This window comes from Rhodococcus sp. NPDC006774 (assembly GCF_040636045.1).
Taxonomy (GTDB): Bacteria; Actinomycetota; Actinomycetes; order Mycobacteriales; family Mycobacteriaceae; genus Rhodococcoides.
On record NZ_JBEYIW010000002.1, the window covers coordinates 167220 to 185780 of the forward strand.

The window sequence follows — 18561 nt, forward strand, 5'->3', positions numbered from 1 at the left end:
TGCCGCGGATCGGCTCCCCAGTTTTGGATTTCTGACTCCGATCGGCGTCGGATATCCGAATGCGGGGAGCTGATCGTCAGGGTGGCAGCGGTATTTACGCCTATGGGCAGCGAGTTGCGCGTCGCGTCGACTCTGCACGCGCTTCTTCGATTCGGATGACCGCAGCTACGTGATGCGCACTCGCAACTCGTTCATTGGCACTTCCGAGCCATTGTCGTCGGTGATGCGGACGTGAACTGAATTGCCCTGCCTATCAACCACATTCAACGGCCCGTCGTCGTTCTGTAGATACTCGTCGCCCCATTGCATGAGGCCAAGTACGACGGGGAGAAGGTCTTCTCCCATCTTCGTCAGGACGTACTCGTAGCGCGTTCGCCCTTTGTCGGGGCGGTAGGGCTGTTTGACGAAGATTCCCGCGTCGACGAGTTCTTTGAGACGGGCTGCGCTGCTGGCGTCGGTGATGCCCACGCGTCTGCTGAAATCGTCGAACCGCGTCGTGCCGTAGAACGCCTCGCGCAGGATCAACATGGTCGATCGGGTGCCGACCACCGACAGAGCGCGTGCGATGGAGCAGCGATCTCCGGCCGTCCAGGCGGCGAGGTCGGACAGTGGGCCGTCCATGTTGAGGGGCATGCCACGATAGTACTGACTTTACAAAACTATAGCTAGCTCGTACGGTGGTGTCAGCGATCCGATAGGAACGGATCGATCGGACAAGGAGCCGTCATGAGAGACGCAGTCATCGTCGAGGCAGTCAGAACTCCGGTCGGGCGGGGTAAAGCGAACGGCACTTTGCATCCCGAGCATCCAGTCGACCTGATGGCTCACAGCCTGCGGGAAGTGCTGCAGCGCAGTGGGGTAGATCCAAATCAGGTCGATGACGTCATCGGTGGCGTCGTCACCGCAGTGGGTGATCAGGCGTCGAATATGACCCGGCGCGCGGCGCTGGCGGCGGGCTATCCGGAATCGGTACCCGCAACCACCGTCGATCGGCAATGCGGAAGTAGCCAGCAGGCAATACATTTCGCCGCGCAGGGTGTGATCTCCGGTGCTTACGATCTGGCCGTTGCTGCCGGTTCGGAGTCGATGAGCCGTATTCCGATGGGCTCCAACCTGATCGGTACCGAGGATCCTGCGGGTGTTGCATTCGCCGAGCGGTATCCCGAGGGGCTTGTGCCGCAGGGCATCAGCGCCGAACTGATCGCTGCGCGATGGGGCATCAGTCGCACCGAGATGGACGAGTTCGCGTTGTCCAGTCACGCGAAGGCTGCGGCGGCAACCGAAGAGGGGCGCTTCAAGCGGGAGATCAGCGCCATCCGTGGGCTCGACCGAGACGAGGGCATCCGTACCGGATCCACACTCGACGCGTTGGCCGGACTGCGTCCCGCATACTACGACGAGGCGATGGCGGCACGATTCCCGCAGATCGGCTGGAACATCACCGCGGGCAACGCAAGTCAGATCAACGACGGTAGCGCCGCGGTCATGATTACCACCAGCGAGAAGGCGAAGGAGCTCGGCCTGACGCCGATGGCCAGGCTGCACAGCTTCGCCGTGGTCGGCGACGATCCGTTGATGATGCTGACCGCCGTCATCCCGGCCACGAAGAAGGTGCTCTCGAGAGCGGGGTTGACGATGAACGACATCGACCTGTTCGAGGTGAACGAGGCCTTTGCGTCGGTGGTGCTCGCGTGGGCCAAGGAGACCGGCGCGGATCTGAGCAAGGTCAACGTCAACGGCGGGGCCATCGCGATCGGCCATCCCCTCGGCGGCAGTGGTGCGCGCATCATGACGACCATGGTTCACGCCCTGGCCGAACGCGAGCAGCGCTTCGGCCTGCAGGTGATGTGTGAAGCGGGAGGACTCTCGAACGCGACCATCATCGAACGCCTGTAAGTACCTCGACGAACTCGCAGTTATGCAGACGAATCGGACCCGAAGCCCTGCGTAACTGCGAGTTCGGCGTTGGTCAGGATCGCTGCCGCTGCCGCATCCGGTGCTTGGGTCGGAATCCAGTGCGACACATCGGGTAACACCGTCAAGGTGTACGTAGCATCGACGTAGCGTTGCGCACCCTCGACGGCGGATCGTCCGATGAAGGTGTCTCCGTCACTCCAGACCATCGACGTCGGCACGGTGATGCGCAGGCGGCCGATGCTCGGATTCGAGAACGGCAGTCCCCGGTACCAGGTGACGGCGAAGGGCAGTGCGCCGTAGTCGACGATCTCCGTCTTCGTCCGTTCGAGGTCGTCTTCGGTCATTCCGCTTTGCTCGTACCACTTCTCGGCCCGTGCGCCGGGCCGCATCATCCACTTCTCGGGCAGTATCGGCAGTTGGAAGAACGCGAAGTACCAGGAGTGCAGAATCTGTTTCGAGGTGAGCAAGCCGGTCATGAAAGCGCCGGGGTGCGGAACCGAGAACGCCGTCAGCGATGCAACGAGCCGAGGGTGTCGGCCTGCGGTGACCCAGGCGATGTTCGCTCCCCAGTCGTGTCCCACGAGATGAACCGGTCTTCCGATCACCTCCATCAAGGCGGCGACATCGCCGACCAACGCTCCGACGCGATAGTCGCGACGCCTCTTCGGCCGGGCCCGTGGTGAGTACCCACGCTGATCCGGTGCAACAGTGCGGTATCCGTGCTCGTTCAGGATGGCCATCACCGCGGACCATGACGATGCCCGCTCGGGAAATCCGTGCAGCAGCAACACGATCGGGCCGTCGAGCGGACCCTGGTCGAGGACGTCGAACACAAAACCGTCGTGCGTGTACTCGGTGATTCTCTCCATCGAAGAGCCGGTCGTCAGCATGTGCTCGGCACCGATTGGCCTGCGAACGAGGCAGCCAGGAACTGCATGGCTGCTTCGTCGCTGACGTCGTGGCCCTGCTCGGGCTGTTCCTGCGCAACGATCGGATCACCCAGGGCGCAGGCCTTTCGGACTCCCTCGGCGGTCCACTGAGGGAGCACGATGTCGTCCTTCGCGCCGTAGGCCACGAACATCGGTACCTCGGTTCGCACCTGGGGAAGTGTGTAGCGATCGATCACGTCGAGCAGCTGTTGCTCGGATTGCGCTGAATTGGAAGCGAACTCGTCAGGTGCCATCGCCGCGACTGCTCGCTCCTTGCCTTCGACGTCTCCGCCCGAGCAGGTGAGCAGGAGCTCGTTGTTCTCTTCGGCGACGCTGCCCATGTAGTTCCTCGGATCGATGGCAGGGTCGACCTGTTGTGCACCGTAGAGCACCGAGGGCATCAGTTCTTTCTGCGGTGTGGTGAGGGTTCCGTCCATTCCGGCCTGCACCAGGGGCTTCAGATCCGTCGGCGGCGACAGCGACACCGATGCCACCAGGTCGAGGCCTTGGCCGTAGCTGGCGGCGAGTTCGTTTGCCGCCCAGGCTGCTTGGCCGCCCTGTGACAACCCGACGGCGGCCCAGCGGGTGGACGTATCGGGCAGTGCGCTCGTGGCCGCGCGGGCCGCGTCGATCATGTTGTGTCCCGAGGTCCGCGGCTCCAGATACGGGTGGGTGCCGCCGCCGGTGCCCAGGCCCTGGTAATCGGGCAGCACGGTGACGTATCCGAGTTCGGTGAAGTCCTGAATCGCGAATTGATAGCCGAGCAGATCGGGATACAGGGTGGGTCCGCAGTCGGCCTGCACTCCGGTGGTGCCGTGTCCGTAGACGACGATCGGCCAACCACCCTCGGGCGGGGTGCCTGCCGGAACGGCTGCCACTCCCGAGACCGCCGTGGGGGAATTGTCGACACCCGACGTGGACTCGTAGACGAATCGGTACAGCGTGGCTCCGGTGGCGGAGAGCGCTGTCGACCGATCGCCGAAATCCTCGGAATCGAGAACGGTGCCCGGCACTCCCGTGAAGTCGTACTGCGGGGCCGGTGCTGTCGTCGTCTCGGCGGGCGTGGTCGCGGGCTCGGGCTCGGGCGTGGAGCTGCACCCGACGAGCGCGCAGCTGGACACCGCGAGTGCGGCTCCGACGCGTCGAGCTCGGTTCGGTCGACTGATGGCATTCACTCCCGCGTGTCTACCAGACCGGGGCGGGAATCGGCAGGCTCAACCGACCGAGTGCGTCCGGTGGACGTCGTCGACCAAGTCGTGCGTGACCCGGTAGCTCGCGCGCATGCGCTGCATCTCCTCGTCGCGCACGAGGTAGGACCGCCGCGTCAGCTCGGCCGGTCCGCCGGCACGGAGCGTGCGCGCTCGGTTCACCAGAGGAAGCAGCGGCCCGGCGAGCGACACGACGTGCGTGAGCGACGTGGCCGGGATGTGCAGATCGTCCGACGCCTCGTCGCCGATCAGCACGCGCTGCAGGGCAGACATCGTCGCCGACGCCACCGCGCGGGTCGCCTTTCGAGGCCCGGGTAGCAGGTTGGCCAGTTCGGGCACCAGATAGTCGTCGGTCAGGGCCGCGACGAAGTCCCGATCGTCCTGGCTGGGGCCGGGGGAGGTGAGTCGGTACAGCTGCTCGATGCGGATGTGGTCCGATTCGTCGATCGGGTTGAGCTCGTGGTCGACGCCGACGACATGTCCGACGTAGCGCCACAGGTGGTAGATGTCCCCGAGTTCTCGGTCGGTGAAGCGCACGCCGACCCGATGCATGGCGTCGAGCGCGATGTGGCCGAACTCGGCGATCGTGAACGCCATGTACGGCTGCGGGATCGGCACGCCCCAGGCGTCGTCGTCCCACGTGCCGAGGTGTCGGATTCCCCGTCGCACGTGGGCGTGGATCATGCGCACCCGCACCGTGTAGGCGAATCCGTCTCCGTGCCTGGCCATTCCGCCCGGGGAGATGACTTTCTGCAGCCAGTTTCCTACTTCGATGGAGCGGATTGCCGGTTGCGAGACGTACCGTCCGGTGATGGCCAGCGGTTTGCCGGCAATGGAGTTCTCTGCGCCGCGAAGCAGCGACGCCGCTCCCAGTACGATCCCCATCACCGCGCTGTAGCGGACGAGGGCGTCGGCGGCGCGGTCGAGGCGGTCGTGATCGACCCAGTCCGGTTCGGAATCGAGAAATGCGAACAGCTTTCGAAGCGCAGCCGGGGCGTCGGGATCGATGCCGTTCGTGAGCGCGGCAGAGACGGCGGCGGTCGACGACGAAGAACCGAAGTCCTCGTCCAGCACTCGATCGGCGAGTGGATCGGCTCGCCACATCGCGTCGAGCCACTCGCGGCCCGCCTGGCCGTGCATCGAGACGGCGTCGTCTGCGCGAACAAGCCCGGTGGGAGCGCGAGTATTCATACTTTCAGTGGAACACGAGAATTCCTCACTTACTATTCACTTTCATGCCAGCTCGACGCCCGTCGTCACCGCGACCGAGATCGACTCCGCGGCAGCAACGCGCCGTCGAGATGCGTGCTCGACTGTTGGCCGGGACCATCGAGCTCTTGCAGAAGAAGCCCGGCTATCTCCCGACGACGTACCAGCTCGCACGGCACGTGCACGTCAGTATCGGCACCGTCTATCGCTACTTCACCGACATCGAGTCCGTGATGGACGAGCTGCGAACCGCAACGATCCACGACATCACCACGCGGCTGGCCACCGGAATCGGACGGGCGATGGACCAAGCGCCGGCCGACGCGATCGTCACCATCGTCGAGACCCTCACTTCTGCGTTCGAGGAACACGAGGCGGTCGTCCGGACGGCCTTCGCAGCAGGAGGCTCGGAACTGGGTGGCCAATGGAAGGACATCGAACGTCCACTGCTGCCCCTCGCGCGCATCATGCCCACCCGAATCCGACCCGATCTCGACGACGACGTCCTCGACGATCTCGTGTTCCTGACGATGGGTGCCACCGCGAGCCTGTGCATGAGGGTGGCGTTGTTCAGACCCGCGGGTTCGGACCGAACGATGTTGGTGGCCACGACGGCTCGAATGTTGCTTGCCGCATTCGAGGGTGCCGATGCGGGCTAGCAAACCCGGCAGGGGTGTTTGCGACCGCCGAATTCGGGGGATCAGTGCTGCTATGAAAATCGTGGTCGTCGTCAGTGCGGTCGTGGCAGTCGTGGTGTCGTTCCTCGGGTCGGGTGCGTGGATCGGGACGCCGATTGCCGAGGCGGCAGGTGGGGCGCTGAGTGCCACGTCCACGTTGGTGGCACCGGCCGGCCCTGCGTTCTCGATCTGGTCGGTGATCTACACCGGGCTCATCGCCTACGCCGTCTGGCAGTACCTACCAGGCCGCACCGCCCGCCACGACGCGTTGCGCGCACCGATCGTCGCCTCGATGTTGCTCAATCCGGCGTGGATTCTCGTGATTCAGATCGGGCAGTTGTGGCTGAGCGTGATCGTCATCGTCGCACTGCTGGCGGTACTCGTCCGCGTCTTCGTGCTGATGCAGCAGCATCGACCGGAGGGCGTCGTCGATGCGGTGATCACCGACGGCACGATGGGTGTGTACCTCGGGTGGGTGTGTGTGGCGACCATCGCGAATGTCTCCGCATGGCTGGTGAGTCTCGGATTCACCAGTGGCGCAACGGTATGGGCGATCATCGTGCTCGTCGTAGCAGCCGGTGTCGGGGTGTTTCTGGCTCAGTACTCCGGTGGTGCGGTCGCACCGATGCTGGCGATCGTCTGGGGACTGGGATGGTTGGCTCAGGGCCGCCTCGCCGGTGAGGTGGTCGACACGACCGTCGGCTGGACAGCGGTTCTCGCGGCCGTGGTGGTCGCACTCGCAACGGTAGGAACACGGATCCGTGAGCGAAGGTCGGTCTCGGTGGCGTGATCCCCCCGCGACCTAGTCCGATCCTCGAAGCAATGCGACGGCTTTGTCGACCTGCAGCGTGGGATCGAGAACCGGCGCGGTGCTCAGGCACGCAACGATGAGGTGTACCAGCCACTCGACCATCTGCTCTACGTCGATGCGGACGTCCTCTTCGAGCCATCGGGCCGTTGCACCGTCGATGGCGGCGACGATGCTTCGACCGACCAGCCTGACACCGGTGTTCTCCGGGTCCAGTCCGAGCCGGGTGGCCGCCGCCTCCAGCACTGCGGTGCGGGCACCTTCGAATACTTCCCAGGCTTCGGGATCGGCACCTCTGCCGCCCAGCACCATTCGGAGCGCCAGGCCGCGGTGCACGCGCAGGTACTCGAGATGGCTGGTCAGAGCGGCCCGTATCTGAACGTCGGGTGTCGAATCGGGGATGTCCGCGAACGCCTGGGACATCGCGGAGGCCGTGGCCCGCATCGACGCGAGGTAGATGCCTCGCTTGTTGCCGAAGTAGTGGAACAGCAAGCCGTGCGCCACATCCGCCGATTCCACGATGTCGGCTACGCCCACCTTGTCGTAGTCGGATTCTGCGAACAGGGCGACTGCCGCATCGATCATTCGCTGACGGGTTTCTGCGGCTCGAGCGGTTGCCCGGGTGGCCCGGGCAACCGGCTCGGTGGATCGATTCGGCACCTCGAGTCCCCTCTGTCTCGGCGTCCCCGCTCGGCGGCTACCCACGGTTCGCTACAAGACTAGGTCCTCGTCAGATGATCGGCGTGATGTGGTCATGAAGGTCGAAGCCGAGGAGTGCCTTGCCGTAGGTTTCGATCGACACTCGCGGGAGCATGACGGCGTGGCGGGCACCGACGTTGGAATCGCGCCAAATACGCTGCAGTGCATTGACATCGGCGAAGGCCCCGGCCCCGGTGGCGTCCATGAGGATGTTGAGCGCCTCATTGATGCTGCGCAGTGCAACGGCTGCGTCGCCGCGAACACGAGCGCGCGAGAGCAGGTCCGGGTACTCGCCGGCTTCGGCCCACCGCTTGACGTCCTCTGCCGCGCGGTACGCATGCAGGTGTGCAGTGTCGACCTTCAGTGCGGCTTCGGCGAGCATCATCTGGAAGGCCACCGAGTCGGCCTGCCGGTCGTACGTGGTGTAGGCCAGGGCCTTCTGTGACGCCTTCGTTCGAACGAGTTCGACCGCAGCACGGCCCATTCCGAGCTGCGGTCCGACGAGCACCATGACGAGCATGGGACCGAAGGCCGAGCGAGCGAACGCGGAGTCTGTACGTTCTGCCACGTTGGCACCGCTGAACGCCGGAATCATCGAGAGCATGCGGTGTTCGGGGACGAACACGTCGTCCGCGATGACGGTGTTGCTGCCGGAGGCGCGCATGCCGGCCACGTACCAGGTGTCGTCGATGCGGTAGTCCGAGCGAGGCAGCAATGCCATGCCCTGGTCCAGCATGTCGCCGTCTTCGTCGTTGATGATGATTCCGCCTGTGAACCACTCCGAGTGCAGGCTGGCCGAGGCGTAGGGCCACGTGCCCGTGAGACGGTAGCCGCCCTCGACCTTGCGGGCGGCGCCGCCGGGAGTGACGACGCCGGCAATGACTGCGTCCGGCCCGTTCGCGTAGATCTCGGCCTGAGCGTCGTCGCTGTAAAGCCCTACGGCCCAGTTGTTCACGTTGGACAGGGTGGTGACCCAGGATGCGCCCGCGTCACCTTCGGCGATGATCGCCGAGACGTCGAGCATGGTGCGTAGATCGGTTTCGAGTCCCCCGAACTTCGCCGGTGCTGCGACTCGGAATGCGCCCGCGCGGCGGAGGGCGTCGACGGTGTCCTCGGACAGGCGTCGTGCCTTCTCGTTCTCGGCAGCTCCGGCCTTCAGGTCGGGTACGAGAGCCCGAAGGTTGGCAACTACATCGGCGGCGGTGTCAACGGACAGCGTTTCGGTCGTTGTCATGACTCTTCTTTCGGTTCGGCCCCCAGCCTGTGAGGCGTGTCTCATGAAACTAGGCGGTTCTTGACTTGAGGTCAACATTGACTTCCGATCAATCGTATGGCGTAGTTGTGGGCACGCCGTTGTCGAACGAAGGAAACCGGATGCTGAACATCACCATGACGCAGGAGCTGCCCGCCTCGCAGGACAAGGTGTGGGCAACACTGTCCGACGTCAGCACCTTCGAGAAGTGGCATGCGCTACACGAGGAATGGGTGGAGACGCCTCCGAGGGACCTCGAGGTCGGGTCGACCATGGTCGAGAAGATCAAGATCGCCAGCATTATCGACACCATCGAGTTCCAGGTCGAAAGTCTGCGTGCGCCGGAGGAATTGGTCCTGGTGGGTGCCGGATCCACCGGATCGAAGATTCGGCTGACGATGAACTGCGCCGCTCGCGGCAGCGGTACTGACGTCACCCTCGAGCTGGGGGTGACCAGTCCGCTGTTGTTCGGAGTGGTGGGCAAGGCGCTGCAGGGCACCTTCAAGAAGAAGCTCACCGCCACCCTGAACGGACTCGCGGAGTACCTCGCGTGAAGCGTCGATCGCCCCGCTCTCGCGAGCGGGGCGATCGCTATGTGTAATTTTCGGTCGGAACCGCGGTGATGGTCAGATTTCCCGCGTCGCTGTCATGGCTGCTTTCGTATGCTCGATGGGTCGGCGTCAGTGATCGGTGACATCGAGTGCGGCACCGACGATGGAGTCGGTATCGATCTTGTGGTGCTTGTACACCTCGTCGAGTGATCCGACCTGCCCGAAGTTGCTCACTCCCAACGACGTCGAGGCCACTCGGTTGACGGTGGCGAGGAACGCGAGAGTGTGCGGGTGACCGTCGAGCACGGTCACCATCGGTGTCGCCCGATCCGCGGGGAGCAGCTGATCGAGAATCCACGACTCACCGACACCGCGTCCTTGCCTGGCTTGCAGGGCGCGGTAGAGCTCGCCCGGGCTGGTGATGCACAGAACGTCCGCGATCACGCCGACCTTGCTCAATCGCTCGGCGGCCTCGAGTGCTTCGGTGATCACGGCTCCCATTGCCGCGATGGTCACCGTCGCACCGTCTCGACGCACCAGCGGATATCCGCCGGCAACCACCTGGCGACGCCTGCGTTCCCGGGCCGCCGGGTCGGTGGGAACGTCGGCCTTCGACTGGTCGACGGGTCGCGTCGACAACCGTAGGTATGCCGAGGTTCCGTCGGGCCGGCCCAGACGCGCGATGCTGGCGAGCAGGGTCCATTCGACGTCGATGGCGAATGCGGGTTCGTAGCTGATGCAGCCGGGCTGTTCGAGACCGATGGACGGCGTCTTGATCGATTGGTGTGCACCGCCTTCCGCGGCCAGGGTGACTCCGGACGGAGTGCCGACGAGGATCGACTGGCCGCCGGCATAGATGCCGTACGACCACGGCTCGAGGGCGCGTTCGACGAATGGGTCGTACATGACGCCGATCGGGAACAGTGGCTGTCCCCATCGGCTCCACGTGGCACCGAGTTCGCCCATCAGCCCCACGAGGTTGGTCTCGGCGATGCCGAGTTCCATGTGCTGACCGGACGGTCCTTCGCGCCAGTGCATGATCGTTTCGGCGTCGTCACCGAACCAGTCGTGCCGATCGGACGAGGACCACACGCCGACCTTGTTGACCCAGCCGCCGAGATTGGTGGTGGAGCTGACGTCGGGGCTCACTGTGACAACCCTTTTCGCCGCTTCCGGGGCCTCGCGAGTGAGGTCGATCAGCGTGCGGCCCAGGGCCGCCTGAGTGGTGGCGGTGCCCTTCGGTGTGCGGCCGATGTCGGTGGGAACGGCAGGGGGAGTGGACGCCGGAACCGGTTCGCGGCGTAGCCGTTCCGCGGTGGCGTTGCACAGTCGTCCCGGTGCGCTGTCGTCGTCGAAGCGGCCCCAGGGCGCAGCGGGATCCAGCTCGAGAGTGCGTGCGAGCTCGGCGTACTCGTCGACGGTGAGCAGCGAGGAGTGATTCTGCGGATGTCCCTGAGTGGGCAGTCCGAAGCCCTTGACCGTGTACGCGACGATCACCGTCGGCCGGGTGTCGTCGATGTGAGAGTAGGCCTCGCGCAACGCATCCAGATCGTGTCCGCCCAGGTTGCGGATCGACTCGGTCAACACGGTGTCGTCGAGGTCGGCGATCAGGTCCGCGATCGTCGTGGCATCCGGTCCCGATCCGGGGAGTCTGGTGCGCACTTCGTCCGCCGTGCAGCGCAGCAGGCGTTGGTACTCGGGGTTCGGCATGTCCAGGATTCGGGTGCGTAGAGCATCGCCACCGGGTCGAGCGAACAGGTCTTCGAGCAGTCGGCCGAACTTGACGGTGATGACCTGCCAGCCTGCAGCGTCGAACATCTTCTCGAGACGGCGGGCGGCGATGTTCGGCACGACGCGATCGAGGGACTGGCGGTTGAGGTCGACTATCCAGACGATCTCGCCGAGTTCTGCGATTCCCGGGTCGATGATCGCTTCCCACACGGCACCTTCGTCGAGCTCGGCGTCACCGACCAGTGAGTACTGGCGTCCGCTGAACCCGGTTCGTGGGGAGTCGTCCGGGCCGAACCGGTCCTCTACGAAGCGTCGCGACATCGCACCCCAGATCGGTGCAGTGGCACCGATTCCCACCGAGCCGGTCGAGTAGTCGACGGTATCGGGGTCCTTCGAGCGCGACGGGTAGGACTGCAGACCGCCGTAGGCACGGAGCGTCGTCAGATACTTCTCGTCCAGCTCGCCGAGTAGGTAGTTGATCGCGTGCAGCACCGGTGAGGCGTGGGGCTTGACCGAGACGCGGTCACCGGGCTGCAACTGCTCGAACCACAGCGACGTCATGATCGAGACCATCGAGGCGCAGGATGCCTGGTGTCCGCCGACCTTCAGCCCGGTCGAGTTGGGCCGAATCCGGTTGGCGTGGTGAATCATCGATGTCGACAGCCACAGCACGCGCTGCGCGATGTCGTGCAGGTCTTCGCCGTCCCCGGTAGACGAACGGCGGTCGGCGGGGCTGATGCTGGTCATGACAGTTGGCTCCTGAGTCGACGATGAAGAACGTCCTGATGCCGGCCGAGGCCGAAGGGCACGCGAGAAGAGCGGACGACGCGGGACCGAGTGTGGTCCTGTGGTCCGGGCGGGCGTTCGGGTTGCGAATCGCCGGAAGGGTGCAACTGAGCTGCGATGGGGGACAGTGGACCAGCCGCTTCCCTTGTTGCGCAAGTGCTGCGGCAGAAATGATGCAGATTGATCAATTCGAGTTCGGTGATGGGCCGAACCTTGGTCGTCCTGACCTCAATCTTCCCAGTCCGGACGAGAGTGTGTTGCTGCCACGACAGCCTCGAACGTGTCGACGACCAATTCGACCACCGCGTCGAGTTCGAGATCGGGGGTGTCGAAGTACGCGTCGGCAGTCCGGTCGAGAAAGCCGGTCCACCCGGAGATGGCGGCACTCTGCAACGGAGACAAGGGTTCCGAGAGCTCGGCGAGGGCTGCCACCTGTCGAGCGCCCTCCGTGCGGGCTTCCCGGACGGCGTCTTCGACGACGGAGTCGCCCAATTCTCCCTCACGGATCACCCGGACATAGAGGGCGCGGTGACGTTCGAGGAACTCGATGTGGCGTCGTACGAAACCTTCCACCCGAGCCCGCACGGATTGCTCACCGGCTTCGGGCTCCTGGAATTCGGCCAGTTTCGCCAGGACGTCGGCCAGCGCTGCCGCGACGAGTCCCTGTTTGTCGGTGAAGTAGTAGAACAGCAGCCCGTGGGCCACCCCAGCGCGACGCGATATGGCCGCTGCGCTGATATCGGCGCTGTTGCCCTCGGCCAGTAGTTCGATCGCGGCGTCGATCAGGGCCTGGCGACGGTCCACCCGAGGGCGGGCGCGATGGGACCGCTCGGCTCCGGGAGGCGGGTTGGTCGACACCGATCCGACATTAGCGCACCTCGAGCGAGCGTTCCTGACCGTCGTTCAAATTCTTGACTGATAGTCAAAGTGGACGTAGCGTCGGTCACATACAGCTGGTCCGAAGAAAGGTCGTTCGATGAGTACGACGCAGGATGCAGGGAGTCGGAAAGCGCCGAGGGTCGCGCCCGATCTCATCGCCCACTGGGTGGTCAAGTCCGCTCGCACCGAGGAAATGGTGCGGTGGTACGGCAAGGTCTTCGGTGCCGAGATCGTCTACCAGGACGAGGGAATCACATTTCTGACCTGGGACGACGAGTCTCACCGGTTGGCGATCATCGCAGTGCCGAAGCCCGTCAGGTTCCTGTTCCCGTTCGCCAAGTTCCGGCGCAAGGCCTACGGAATCGACCACATCGCGTTGACGTTCATCTCACTCGAACGACTGCTGGAGAACTACGTCCGACTCAAGAGGTTGGGCATCCTCCCGGTGTGGTCGATCAATCACGGACCGACGATCTCGCTCTACTACGAGGATCCCGATGGGGTGCGTCTCGAGTTCCAGGTCGAGAACTTCGACGCGGAGAACACCGCGGCGTTCTTCTTCACCGAGGAGTTCGCCGAGAACCCCATCGGCGTCAACATCGACCCCGATTACCTGCTCAGTCAGCTGCGCAACGGCGTACCCCACGAGGAGCTTCGCCGACGCGAGGCCGGAACTCGGCCAGGGCATCCGGTCGTCGCGAACAAGAAGACCATCACGCCGAAAACTCTGTGACCGAATCAGCTGCTGATCCAACAAGGGGGAGAGAGAATCACATGTCTGTCAACGTAGTTCGAACAGTCGATGGTTGGTGGCGTCTCGACGGCGACCGTGCGATCCGTATCGACACGACGGCCGAGACCACCCGCGAACTTCTCGCCGACCGCGGTGCCATCACCGGTGCATCGGGCGCGGCAACGAGTGTCGGCGAGCTCGAGCTCGTCTCTCCGATCACGGCCCCGTGTCGTGTGGTGGCGCAGCTGCTCAACTATCGGTCGCATGCCATCGACGCCGGGTCCGACCCGAAGACTCTGCAGCCCACGTTCTTCCGCAAGTCGTCGGCCTCGATCAGTGGCCCGTTCGATCCCATTCGTCAGCCGCCCGAGGTCGCTCTGCTCGATTACGAGATCGAACTCGGAATCGTCATCGGTGCCGAGATCCCGATCGGTACGACGGTCACCGACGACAACCTCTCCGACTACGTGGCCGGTGTGGTCGTGGCCAACGACGTCTCTGCTCGTGAGATCCAGTTGACCAAAGTGCAGGTGTACGAGAGCAAGTCGTATCCCACGTTCACGCCACTCGGTCCGCGGTTGGTGCTTCTCGACAACGACGAACTTCGTCGCATTCCCGAGCTGCACATGACGTTGGCCGTCAACGGTGAGACGCGTCAGGACCAGACGATCGGCAACGACCTGATCACTCCGCCCGCCGAGGCGCTGACCAGGTTGGCCAGGTTCCAGAACATGACGGCCGGCGATGTGCTGTTGACCGGAACGCCCATCGGCACAGCCATTTCCGCACCGCCCAAGTTCGTGCAGAAAATCGGTGAGCTGATTCCGCCTGCCCTCAAGTGGAAGTTCTTCTTCGCGCGCCAGGCGAAGAACCCCAAGTACCTCTCGGTGGACGATGTTGTCACGGCCGGAATCCGGACCGCCGATAGCGCAATCGATTTGGGCACCCAGAGGACTGTGGTTCGATGACCGCACCCGTCGTCGTCATCGGGGCGGGGCCTGCTGGAACCACTGCTGCACTTCTGTTGGCTCGCAGGGGTATCCGGAGTGTGGTTCTCGAGCGTCGTGAGAAACCACTGTTCCATCCGGCCGCGCATGTAATCAATGCCCGCACCCTCGAGATCTGGAACGAATACAGCCCGGAGCTGGCGAAGTCGATCGCTGCGATGTCGCCGCCGCACGAGACCGTCAACCTGATCAGCTGGTACGGCAATCTCGCGGACGAGGCCATCGGTTCGATCGACCTGCTCTCGGACCCCGAGCGCAAGGCAATCGTCGAGAGCCAGAGCCCGTTCATGGTCTCGCACATCGGCCAGCACATTCTGATGCCGGTGTTGTGGGACGCGATCGAGGCGGAGCCGTTGGTCGATTTTCGTCGCGGCGTCGACGTACGGTCGGTCGACCCGGCCGTGGACGGTGTCCTCGTCACGGCGACTGGGCATTCCTCCGAGATACGGGCCCAGTACGTGCTCGCGTGCGACGGCGCGAACAGCGCGACTCGTGATGCGGCCGGAATCTCCTTGTCCGGGCCGGTTCTGGCAAACATTGGGTAGCGCCTTCTTCACGTCGAAGACTCTCTTTCCCGACGACGCGCGGCCGTTGCTGAGCTGGGTCTACACGCCCGAGCTGTGCGGGGTGCTCATCGCCCACGCCGATCATCGATACATTCTGATGACGGCGTATCTGCATCCCGACCAGGAGATTGCGCGCAGCGGTAGGCAGTTCTGGGCCGAGACGTTGCCGAAGGTGTTGAACGGCCACGACTTCGAGTTGGAATCGACAGGTACGTGGGTCATGACCTCGCAGACCGCCGATAACTTCCGCCGTGATCGGTTGCTCTTGCTCGGCGACGCTGCGCATCGGTTCCCGCATACCGGCGGCTTCGGACTCAACTCGGGAGTGCAAGACGCGCACAACATTGCCTGGAAGCTCGACGCAGTCCTGTCGGGAGCCGCGTCGGACTCACTGCTGGACACCTACGACACGGAACGCCGCCCGGTGGTGAAGAAGTTCGCGAAACAGAGTGTGGACAACCACTTTCGGATGGACGCCATCGGCAAGAAAGTAGGCATCACCAACGTCATGCTGGCCAAGGCCACCACAGCGATGGGCCGTGCACCGATGAACAAGATCCCCGGTCGTTTCGTCGCCCCGCTCGCGGCCGCGGCCACGCGGAAGCAGATGAGCCGCTCACGCCGGTTGGACCCGAAGGTCGCCGGATCGGCTCGACTCCGCCAGCAGATCGCCGACGCCATTCCGCTCCAAGTCGAGCACTTCGTGTCGACCGGCCTGCAGTTCGGCTACCTCTACGCCGGTCCGCTGATCGCGCAGGACCCGTCGAGCACGCCTGCCGAGGACGTGGTCGACTACGCGCCCACCACCTATCCGGGTGCCCGCCTTCCGCATGCGGTGCTGTCGGTGGACGGCACGCTCGTGGACGCGCACGACGCTCTGGATCCGAACAGGTTGACGCTGTTGACGTTTGCCGGTCACGAGTGGGCTTCGGTGGTCTCGAAGCTCGCAGCGAGCGGGCCCGGGGTGATCACGGTTGCGATCGACGCGCCGTCGGGCACCGAGCGGCGCCGACTGATCGACCTGTACGAGGTCGGCGACGTCGGAGCAGTGCTCGTGCGACCCGACGGACATGTTGCGTGGCGTACGGCAGGTTCGGCGCCTGCTGCCGGTTCGGAACTCGAACGTTTTCTGACCACTCAGTGGAATCGCTACTTCACTGCCGTGACATAGCCCGGACACGAGTCGATCGAACCCGGTATGGCCGCGAGTGCGTCCCGCTAGAGTGCGCCCATGCACAAAGTACCTCGCGCGATTCGGGCCATGGGCATCAATGCGGTTCGTCTGTACAACCGCCTCGAAGTGTCGGTCGCGCAACCGGTTCCCGACGAGCCCGTGTTGTTCGTGTGCAATCACGGGTTCGGCGGAGTGATCGATCTGAACGTCTTCGCCTTCGCTGCTGCGTACGACGACCTGGACCTGTCCAGGGAAGTCATCGCGTTGACGCACCAGATCGCGTGGACCCTGCGTGCAGGGAAGTTGGTCGAGCCGTTCGGTGCTCGGCCTGCCGCTCGACAGAATGCTCTCGACGCATTCGAAGAGGGACACAATGTCCTGGTCTTCCCCGGCGGTGACCTCGATGCGCTGAAGTCGTGGCGCCAACGCAACGAGATCGTCTTCGCGGGACGCAGCGGCTACGCCCGTCTGGCAATGGAGGCCGGGGTGCCGATCGTTCCGGTGGTGACCTCGGGAGCGGGTGAGTCGCTGCTCGTCCTCAGTAGCGGAAAGCGCATCGCCCGAGCGCTTCGGCTGCACAAGACGTCCCTCCGGGTCAAGACGGTGCCGCTGTCGATATCCATTCCCTGGGGTGTCAATGTCGGGGTGGTCGGGTTGCTTCCGTATCTCCCACTACCGACGAAGCTTCGGACGTCGGTCCTGGCACCGATGCGTCCCGAGCCCGACGAGTCGGCAGAGGATTTCGCGCACCGCGTTCACTCTGCGATGCAGGCAGAACTCGACGAACTGACGAAGGATCGCCTGCCGGTGATCGGCTGAGCCGTCAGCCCGGTCCTTCCCATCCGCAGGCTTCACAGGAGACATAGATGCGGCTGTTGGTCGGTCCGACGGCCGGCGAATCGATGACGTTCTCTCCCAACGTGATCTGCTCGCAGATGGGACATATGCCCCGGTAATCGAGGTTGAAGCTGTAGGTGAGCACTCGGACTCGATCCTGTACGTCGAATGCCGCTACCGTGCGTGTCCCGGTCGAGCAGCTCGAACCTCGGCAGGAAGGTCTGCCGAGGTTCGAGTCGCCGTTACCCCGCGCTGTGTACCCAGGGCCGGCCATCGACTGCCGCTTCTTCGTGATCGAACTTGTCGACGTGAGCGACAGTAGACCCCGAGCCCCGGGCTCGTCGATAGCAGCGGACTTCTGGTCGACGGTGTGCGGCGCAGCGTCGACCGCGTGGGAGGAAAGGCCGTAGGGTCGGTGTCACGCCGCTCGTTCAGCGCACACAATGGTTCAGCGAAACCGAACCGACCTGCGAATCGTAGGTCGAGAAGGTCGAGTCTCATGACCGACACACCTATCCACGACGAACTGCAGAACTTCATGAAGATGAGCACGCGCGGTAGTGATCGGAAGGTCGAACCCGTTGCCGTATCGGTTCCCGTCGAGGTGTCTGCGCACGCGCCCGCGCGACACCAGAGAGCCTGACGGCATGGCCACCGCACGAGAGAAGCAGGACGAGGCCCTGGCCGCCTACCGGCGAGCGAAAGATCGCGAGCAGGAACTCGCCGATGTGCGCGGACAGTCCGACACCGAAGTTCCGTTGCTCGTGGACCTCGACGATGCCGAGATGCGCGGTGCGATCGAGGCGGACATATCGGCGCAAGAGGCGCTGAGCGTCGCGCTCAGGGCCGCGGACGACTGACTCCGGTCGGCTACGGGAGCGGCTGGGACGTGGGGTCGATCGCTGCCTGAACTCCGCCGCTGTAGGACGTCGGAAGCTCGCGGCCACAAAGTTTTTCGGCCTCGTCGGCGGATATCCCGAGCGCTCGCAGCACGCGCTGCGTCGTGTCGTCCACGGTCGCAGCTTCGTCGCGCTCGGGTTGGGCGAGCAGCAGTCGCCCCAACGACAGCAGTGAACCGGCCACGATCGCGAGTGCGACATCTGGGTCGTCCACATCGAATCGGCCTTGTTCGGCGGCAGATTCGATATCACGGCGCGAACGCGGTGCCAGGCCGCCGGCTGCTGCGAATGCCGCGGCCTCGGAGTTGAGCAGCACGAGACTCAGTTGCGGTTCGAGGCGGAAGAGTCGTCCGGACAACCGGAAGGACTGGGTGAATTTCTCGACCGGGTCGTCCAATCCCACGGTCAGCGAGTCGAGGTAGTCGCCTGTGGATTCGAGGGCCGCGTCGATGGCCGCCTGCCACAGCTCCTCTTTGGTATCGAAGTAGTTGTAGAACGATCCATTGCTGACATCGGCGGCCTGGGTTATCTCCAGAACGGGCGCGTTGGTGTTGCCGCTCGCCAGGAATCCTTGCGCGGCCCGAACGAGGGCGGCTCTGGTGCGAGCCTTCCGGCGCTCGACACGGTTGCCTTCGGTCACGGTGTGCTCCTGCTCTGGAATGTGGTGAGGGCAGCCTATCGCGAGAAATATTGACGAAT

21 protein-coding genes are annotated in these 18561 nt (G+C 64.3%); 11 read left to right on the forward strand and 10 right to left on the reverse strand.

Features of this window, described 5'->3' with window-relative positions; all coding sequences use genetic code 11:
* Nucleotides 1-165: 165 nt before the first annotated feature.
* The gene (locus ABZ677_RS03785; RefSeq protein ID WP_358366689.1) at nucleotides 166-633 is read right to left on the reverse strand and encodes a helix-turn-helix domain-containing protein; all 468 of its coding nucleotides are present in this window, start codon (nucleotides 631-633) and stop codon (nucleotides 166-168) included.
* 93 nt (nucleotides 634-726) lie between these two features.
* Between ABZ677_RS03785 and ABZ677_RS03790 the strand changes: the two genes are divergently transcribed.
* Entirely contained in the window at nucleotides 727-1896 is a 1170-nt protein-coding gene (locus ABZ677_RS03790) for a thiolase family protein (RefSeq protein ID WP_358366691.1), read from the forward strand.
* Between the two features lie 20 nt (nucleotides 1897-1916).
* Here the strand turns inward: ABZ677_RS03790 and ABZ677_RS03795 are convergent, their stop codons facing one another.
* From ABZ677_RS03795 to ABZ677_RS03805, 3 genes are read right to left on the reverse strand one after another with little or no spacing between them, the layout of a single operon-like run.
* A complete protein-coding gene (locus ABZ677_RS03795) occupies nucleotides 1917-2786 on the reverse strand; it encodes an alpha/beta fold hydrolase (RefSeq protein ID WP_358366693.1) in 870 nt (289 codons plus the stop codon).
* A 14-nt stretch (nucleotides 2787-2800) separates the two neighbouring features.
* Nucleotides 2801-4021 carry a lipase family protein gene (locus tag ABZ677_RS03800; protein WP_358366695.1) on the reverse strand — a complete coding sequence of 407 codons (1221 nt, stop codon included), beginning with the start codon at nucleotides 4019-4021 and terminating at the stop codon, nucleotides 2801-2803.
* Nucleotides 4022-4060: 39 nt separating this feature from the next.
* Nucleotides 4061-5245, reverse strand: a complete 1185-nt coding sequence (locus ABZ677_RS03805; protein ID WP_358366697.1) for an oxygenase MpaB family protein — start codon at nucleotides 5243-5245, stop codon at nucleotides 4061-4063.
* Nucleotides 5246-5289: 44 nt separating this feature from the next.
* Here ABZ677_RS03805 and ABZ677_RS03810 point away from each other — a divergent pair, with 44 nt between their 5' ends.
* Nucleotides 5290-5922, forward strand: a complete 633-nt coding sequence (locus ABZ677_RS03810; RefSeq protein WP_358366699.1) for a TetR/AcrR family transcriptional regulator — start codon at nucleotides 5290-5292, stop codon at nucleotides 5920-5922.
* A gap of 52 nt (nucleotides 5923-5974) precedes the next feature.
* Nucleotides 5975-6730, forward strand: a complete 756-nt coding sequence (locus tag ABZ677_RS03815) for a TspO/MBR family protein (protein WP_358366700.1) — start codon at nucleotides 5975-5977, stop codon at nucleotides 6728-6730.
* Between the two features lie 12 nt (nucleotides 6731-6742).
* Here the strand turns inward: ABZ677_RS03815 and ABZ677_RS03820 are convergent, their stop codons facing one another.
* On the reverse strand, nucleotides 6743-7408 hold the full coding sequence (locus tag ABZ677_RS03820) for a TetR family transcriptional regulator (protein ID WP_358366702.1): 666 nt from the start codon (nucleotides 7406-7408) through the stop codon (nucleotides 6743-6745).
* A gap of 70 nt (nucleotides 7409-7478) precedes the next feature.
* A complete protein-coding gene (locus tag ABZ677_RS03825; RefSeq protein WP_358366703.1) occupies nucleotides 7479-8681 on the reverse strand; it encodes an oxidoreductase in 1203 nt (400 codons plus the stop codon).
* Nucleotides 8682-8821: 140 nt separating this feature from the next.
* Between ABZ677_RS03825 and ABZ677_RS03830 the strand changes: the two genes are divergently transcribed.
* Entirely contained in the window at nucleotides 8822-9253 is a 432-nt protein-coding gene (locus ABZ677_RS03830) for an SRPBCC family protein (RefSeq protein ID WP_358366705.1), read from the forward strand.
* Nucleotides 9254-9379: 126 nt separating this feature from the next.
* Here the strand turns inward: ABZ677_RS03830 and ABZ677_RS03835 are convergent, their stop codons facing one another.
* Both ABZ677_RS03835 and ABZ677_RS03840 read right to left on the reverse strand, forming a co-directional pair.
* Nucleotides 9380-11728, reverse strand: a complete 2349-nt coding sequence (locus ABZ677_RS03835; protein ID WP_358366707.1) for a pyruvate dehydrogenase — start codon at nucleotides 11726-11728, stop codon at nucleotides 9380-9382.
* Nucleotides 11729-11995: 267 nt separating this feature from the next.
* Nucleotides 11996-12625, reverse strand: a complete 630-nt coding sequence (locus ABZ677_RS03840) for a TetR/AcrR family transcriptional regulator (RefSeq protein ID WP_358366709.1) — start codon at nucleotides 12623-12625, stop codon at nucleotides 11996-11998.
* 118 nt (nucleotides 12626-12743) lie between these two features.
* On the opposite strand from ABZ677_RS03840, the gene ABZ677_RS03845 reads away from it, so the two are divergent.
* Genes ABZ677_RS03845 through ABZ677_RS03865 form a run of 5 tightly spaced genes read left to right on the forward strand, consistent with a single transcriptional unit; the run spans nucleotide 12744 to nucleotide 16945 of the window.
* Complete coding sequence (locus ABZ677_RS03845; RefSeq protein ID WP_358366711.1) at nucleotides 12744-13379, forward strand: VOC family protein; 636 nt, start codon at nucleotides 12744-12746, stop codon at nucleotides 13377-13379.
* 41 nt (nucleotides 13380-13420) lie between these two features.
* Nucleotides 13421-14347, forward strand: a complete 927-nt coding sequence (locus ABZ677_RS03850) for a fumarylacetoacetate hydrolase family protein (RefSeq protein WP_358366713.1) — start codon at nucleotides 13421-13423, stop codon at nucleotides 14345-14347.
* Nucleotides 14344-14931: an FAD-dependent monooxygenase gene (locus ABZ677_RS03855; protein WP_358366715.1), complete on the forward strand. Its 588-nt coding sequence runs from the start codon at nucleotides 14344-14346 to the stop codon at nucleotides 14929-14931. Before ABZ677_RS03850 ends, ABZ677_RS03855 begins: the two co-directional genes overlap by 4 nt.
* Nucleotides 14924-16123, forward strand: a complete 1200-nt coding sequence (locus ABZ677_RS03860; protein ID WP_358366717.1) for an FAD-dependent monooxygenase — start codon at nucleotides 14924-14926, stop codon at nucleotides 16121-16123. Before ABZ677_RS03855 ends, ABZ677_RS03860 begins: the two co-directional genes overlap by 8 nt.
* Nucleotides 16124-16183: 60 nt before the next feature.
* Nucleotides 16184-16945, forward strand: a complete 762-nt coding sequence (locus ABZ677_RS03865) for a lysophospholipid acyltransferase family protein (protein WP_358366719.1) — start codon at nucleotides 16184-16186, stop codon at nucleotides 16943-16945.
* A 4-nt stretch (nucleotides 16946-16949) separates the two neighbouring features.
* Here ABZ677_RS03865 and ABZ677_RS03870 read toward each other — a convergent pair whose 3' ends face one another.
* Nucleotides 16950-17108, reverse strand: coding sequence for a hypothetical protein (locus tag ABZ677_RS03870; RefSeq protein ID WP_358366721.1), 159 nt, complete (start codon nucleotides 17106-17108; stop codon nucleotides 16950-16952).
* A 354-nt stretch (nucleotides 17109-17462) separates the two neighbouring features.
* On the opposite strand from ABZ677_RS03870, the gene ABZ677_RS03875 reads away from it, so the two are divergent.
* Together ABZ677_RS03875 and ABZ677_RS03880 are read left to right on the forward strand one after the other, a co-directional pair.
* Nucleotides 17463-17606 carry a hypothetical protein gene (locus ABZ677_RS03875; protein WP_155292954.1) on the forward strand — a complete coding sequence of 48 codons (144 nt, stop codon included), beginning with the start codon at nucleotides 17463-17465 and terminating at the stop codon, nucleotides 17604-17606.
* A 4-nt stretch (nucleotides 17607-17610) separates the two neighbouring features.
* Nucleotides 17611-17823 carry a hypothetical protein gene (locus tag ABZ677_RS03880; RefSeq protein WP_037195837.1) on the forward strand — a complete coding sequence of 71 codons (213 nt, stop codon included), beginning with the start codon at nucleotides 17611-17613 and terminating at the stop codon, nucleotides 17821-17823.
* A 10-nt stretch (nucleotides 17824-17833) separates the two neighbouring features.
* Here the strand turns inward: ABZ677_RS03880 and ABZ677_RS03885 are convergent, their stop codons facing one another.
* The gene (locus ABZ677_RS03885; protein WP_358366723.1) at nucleotides 17834-18502 is read right to left on the reverse strand and encodes a TetR/AcrR family transcriptional regulator; all 669 of its coding nucleotides are present in this window, start codon (nucleotides 18500-18502) and stop codon (nucleotides 17834-17836) included.
* Between the last annotated feature and the right edge of the window lie 59 nt (nucleotides 18503-18561).

What these genes read in the sequence shown, in the direction of transcription:
- ABZ677_RS03785 (WP_358366689.1), bottom strand. Translation starts at nt 633, where the DNA reads ATGCCCCTCAACATGGACGGCCCACTGTCCGACCTCGCCGCCTGGACG.
- ABZ677_RS03790 (WP_358366691.1), top strand. Translation starts at nt 727, where the DNA reads ATGAGAGACGCAGTCATCGTCGAGGCAGTCAGAACTCCGGTCGGGCGG.
- ABZ677_RS03795 (WP_358366693.1), bottom strand. Translation starts at nt 2,786, where the DNA reads ATGGAGAGAATCACCGAGTACACGCACGACGGTTTTGTGTTCGACGTC.
- ABZ677_RS03805 (WP_358366697.1), bottom strand. Translation starts at nt 5,245, where the DNA reads ATGAATACTCGCGCTCCCACCGGGCTTGTTCGCGCAGACGACGCCGTC.
- ABZ677_RS03810 (WP_358366699.1), top strand. Translation starts at nt 5,290, where the DNA reads ATGCCAGCTCGACGCCCGTCGTCACCGCGACCGAGATCGACTCCGCGG.
- ABZ677_RS03815 (WP_358366700.1), top strand. Translation starts at nt 5,975, where the DNA reads ATGAAAATCGTGGTCGTCGTCAGTGCGGTCGTGGCAGTCGTGGTGTCG.
- ABZ677_RS03825 (WP_358366703.1), bottom strand. Translation starts at nt 8,681, where the DNA reads ATGACAACGACCGAAACGCTGTCCGTTGACACCGCCGCCGATGTAGTT.
- ABZ677_RS03830 (WP_358366705.1), top strand. Translation starts at nt 8,822, where the DNA reads ATGCTGAACATCACCATGACGCAGGAGCTGCCCGCCTCGCAGGACAAG.
- ABZ677_RS03835 (WP_358366707.1), bottom strand. Translation starts at nt 11,728, where the DNA reads ATGACCAGCATCAGCCCCGCCGACCGCCGTTCGTCTACCGGGGACGGC.
- ABZ677_RS03845 (WP_358366711.1), top strand. Translation starts at nt 12,744, where the DNA reads ATGAGTACGACGCAGGATGCAGGGAGTCGGAAAGCGCCGAGGGTCGCG.
- ABZ677_RS03850 (WP_358366713.1), top strand. Translation starts at nt 13,421, where the DNA reads ATGTCTGTCAACGTAGTTCGAACAGTCGATGGTTGGTGGCGTCTCGAC.
- ABZ677_RS03855 (WP_358366715.1), top strand. Translation starts at nt 14,344, where the DNA reads ATGACCGCACCCGTCGTCGTCATCGGGGCGGGGCCTGCTGGAACCACT.
- ABZ677_RS03865 (WP_358366719.1), top strand. Translation starts at nt 16,184, where the DNA reads ATGCACAAAGTACCTCGCGCGATTCGGGCCATGGGCATCAATGCGGTT.
- ABZ677_RS03875 (WP_155292954.1), top strand. Translation starts at nt 17,463, where the DNA reads ATGACCGACACACCTATCCACGACGAACTGCAGAACTTCATGAAGATG.
- ABZ677_RS03880 (WP_037195837.1), top strand. Translation starts at nt 17,611, where the DNA reads ATGGCCACCGCACGAGAGAAGCAGGACGAGGCCCTGGCCGCCTACCGG.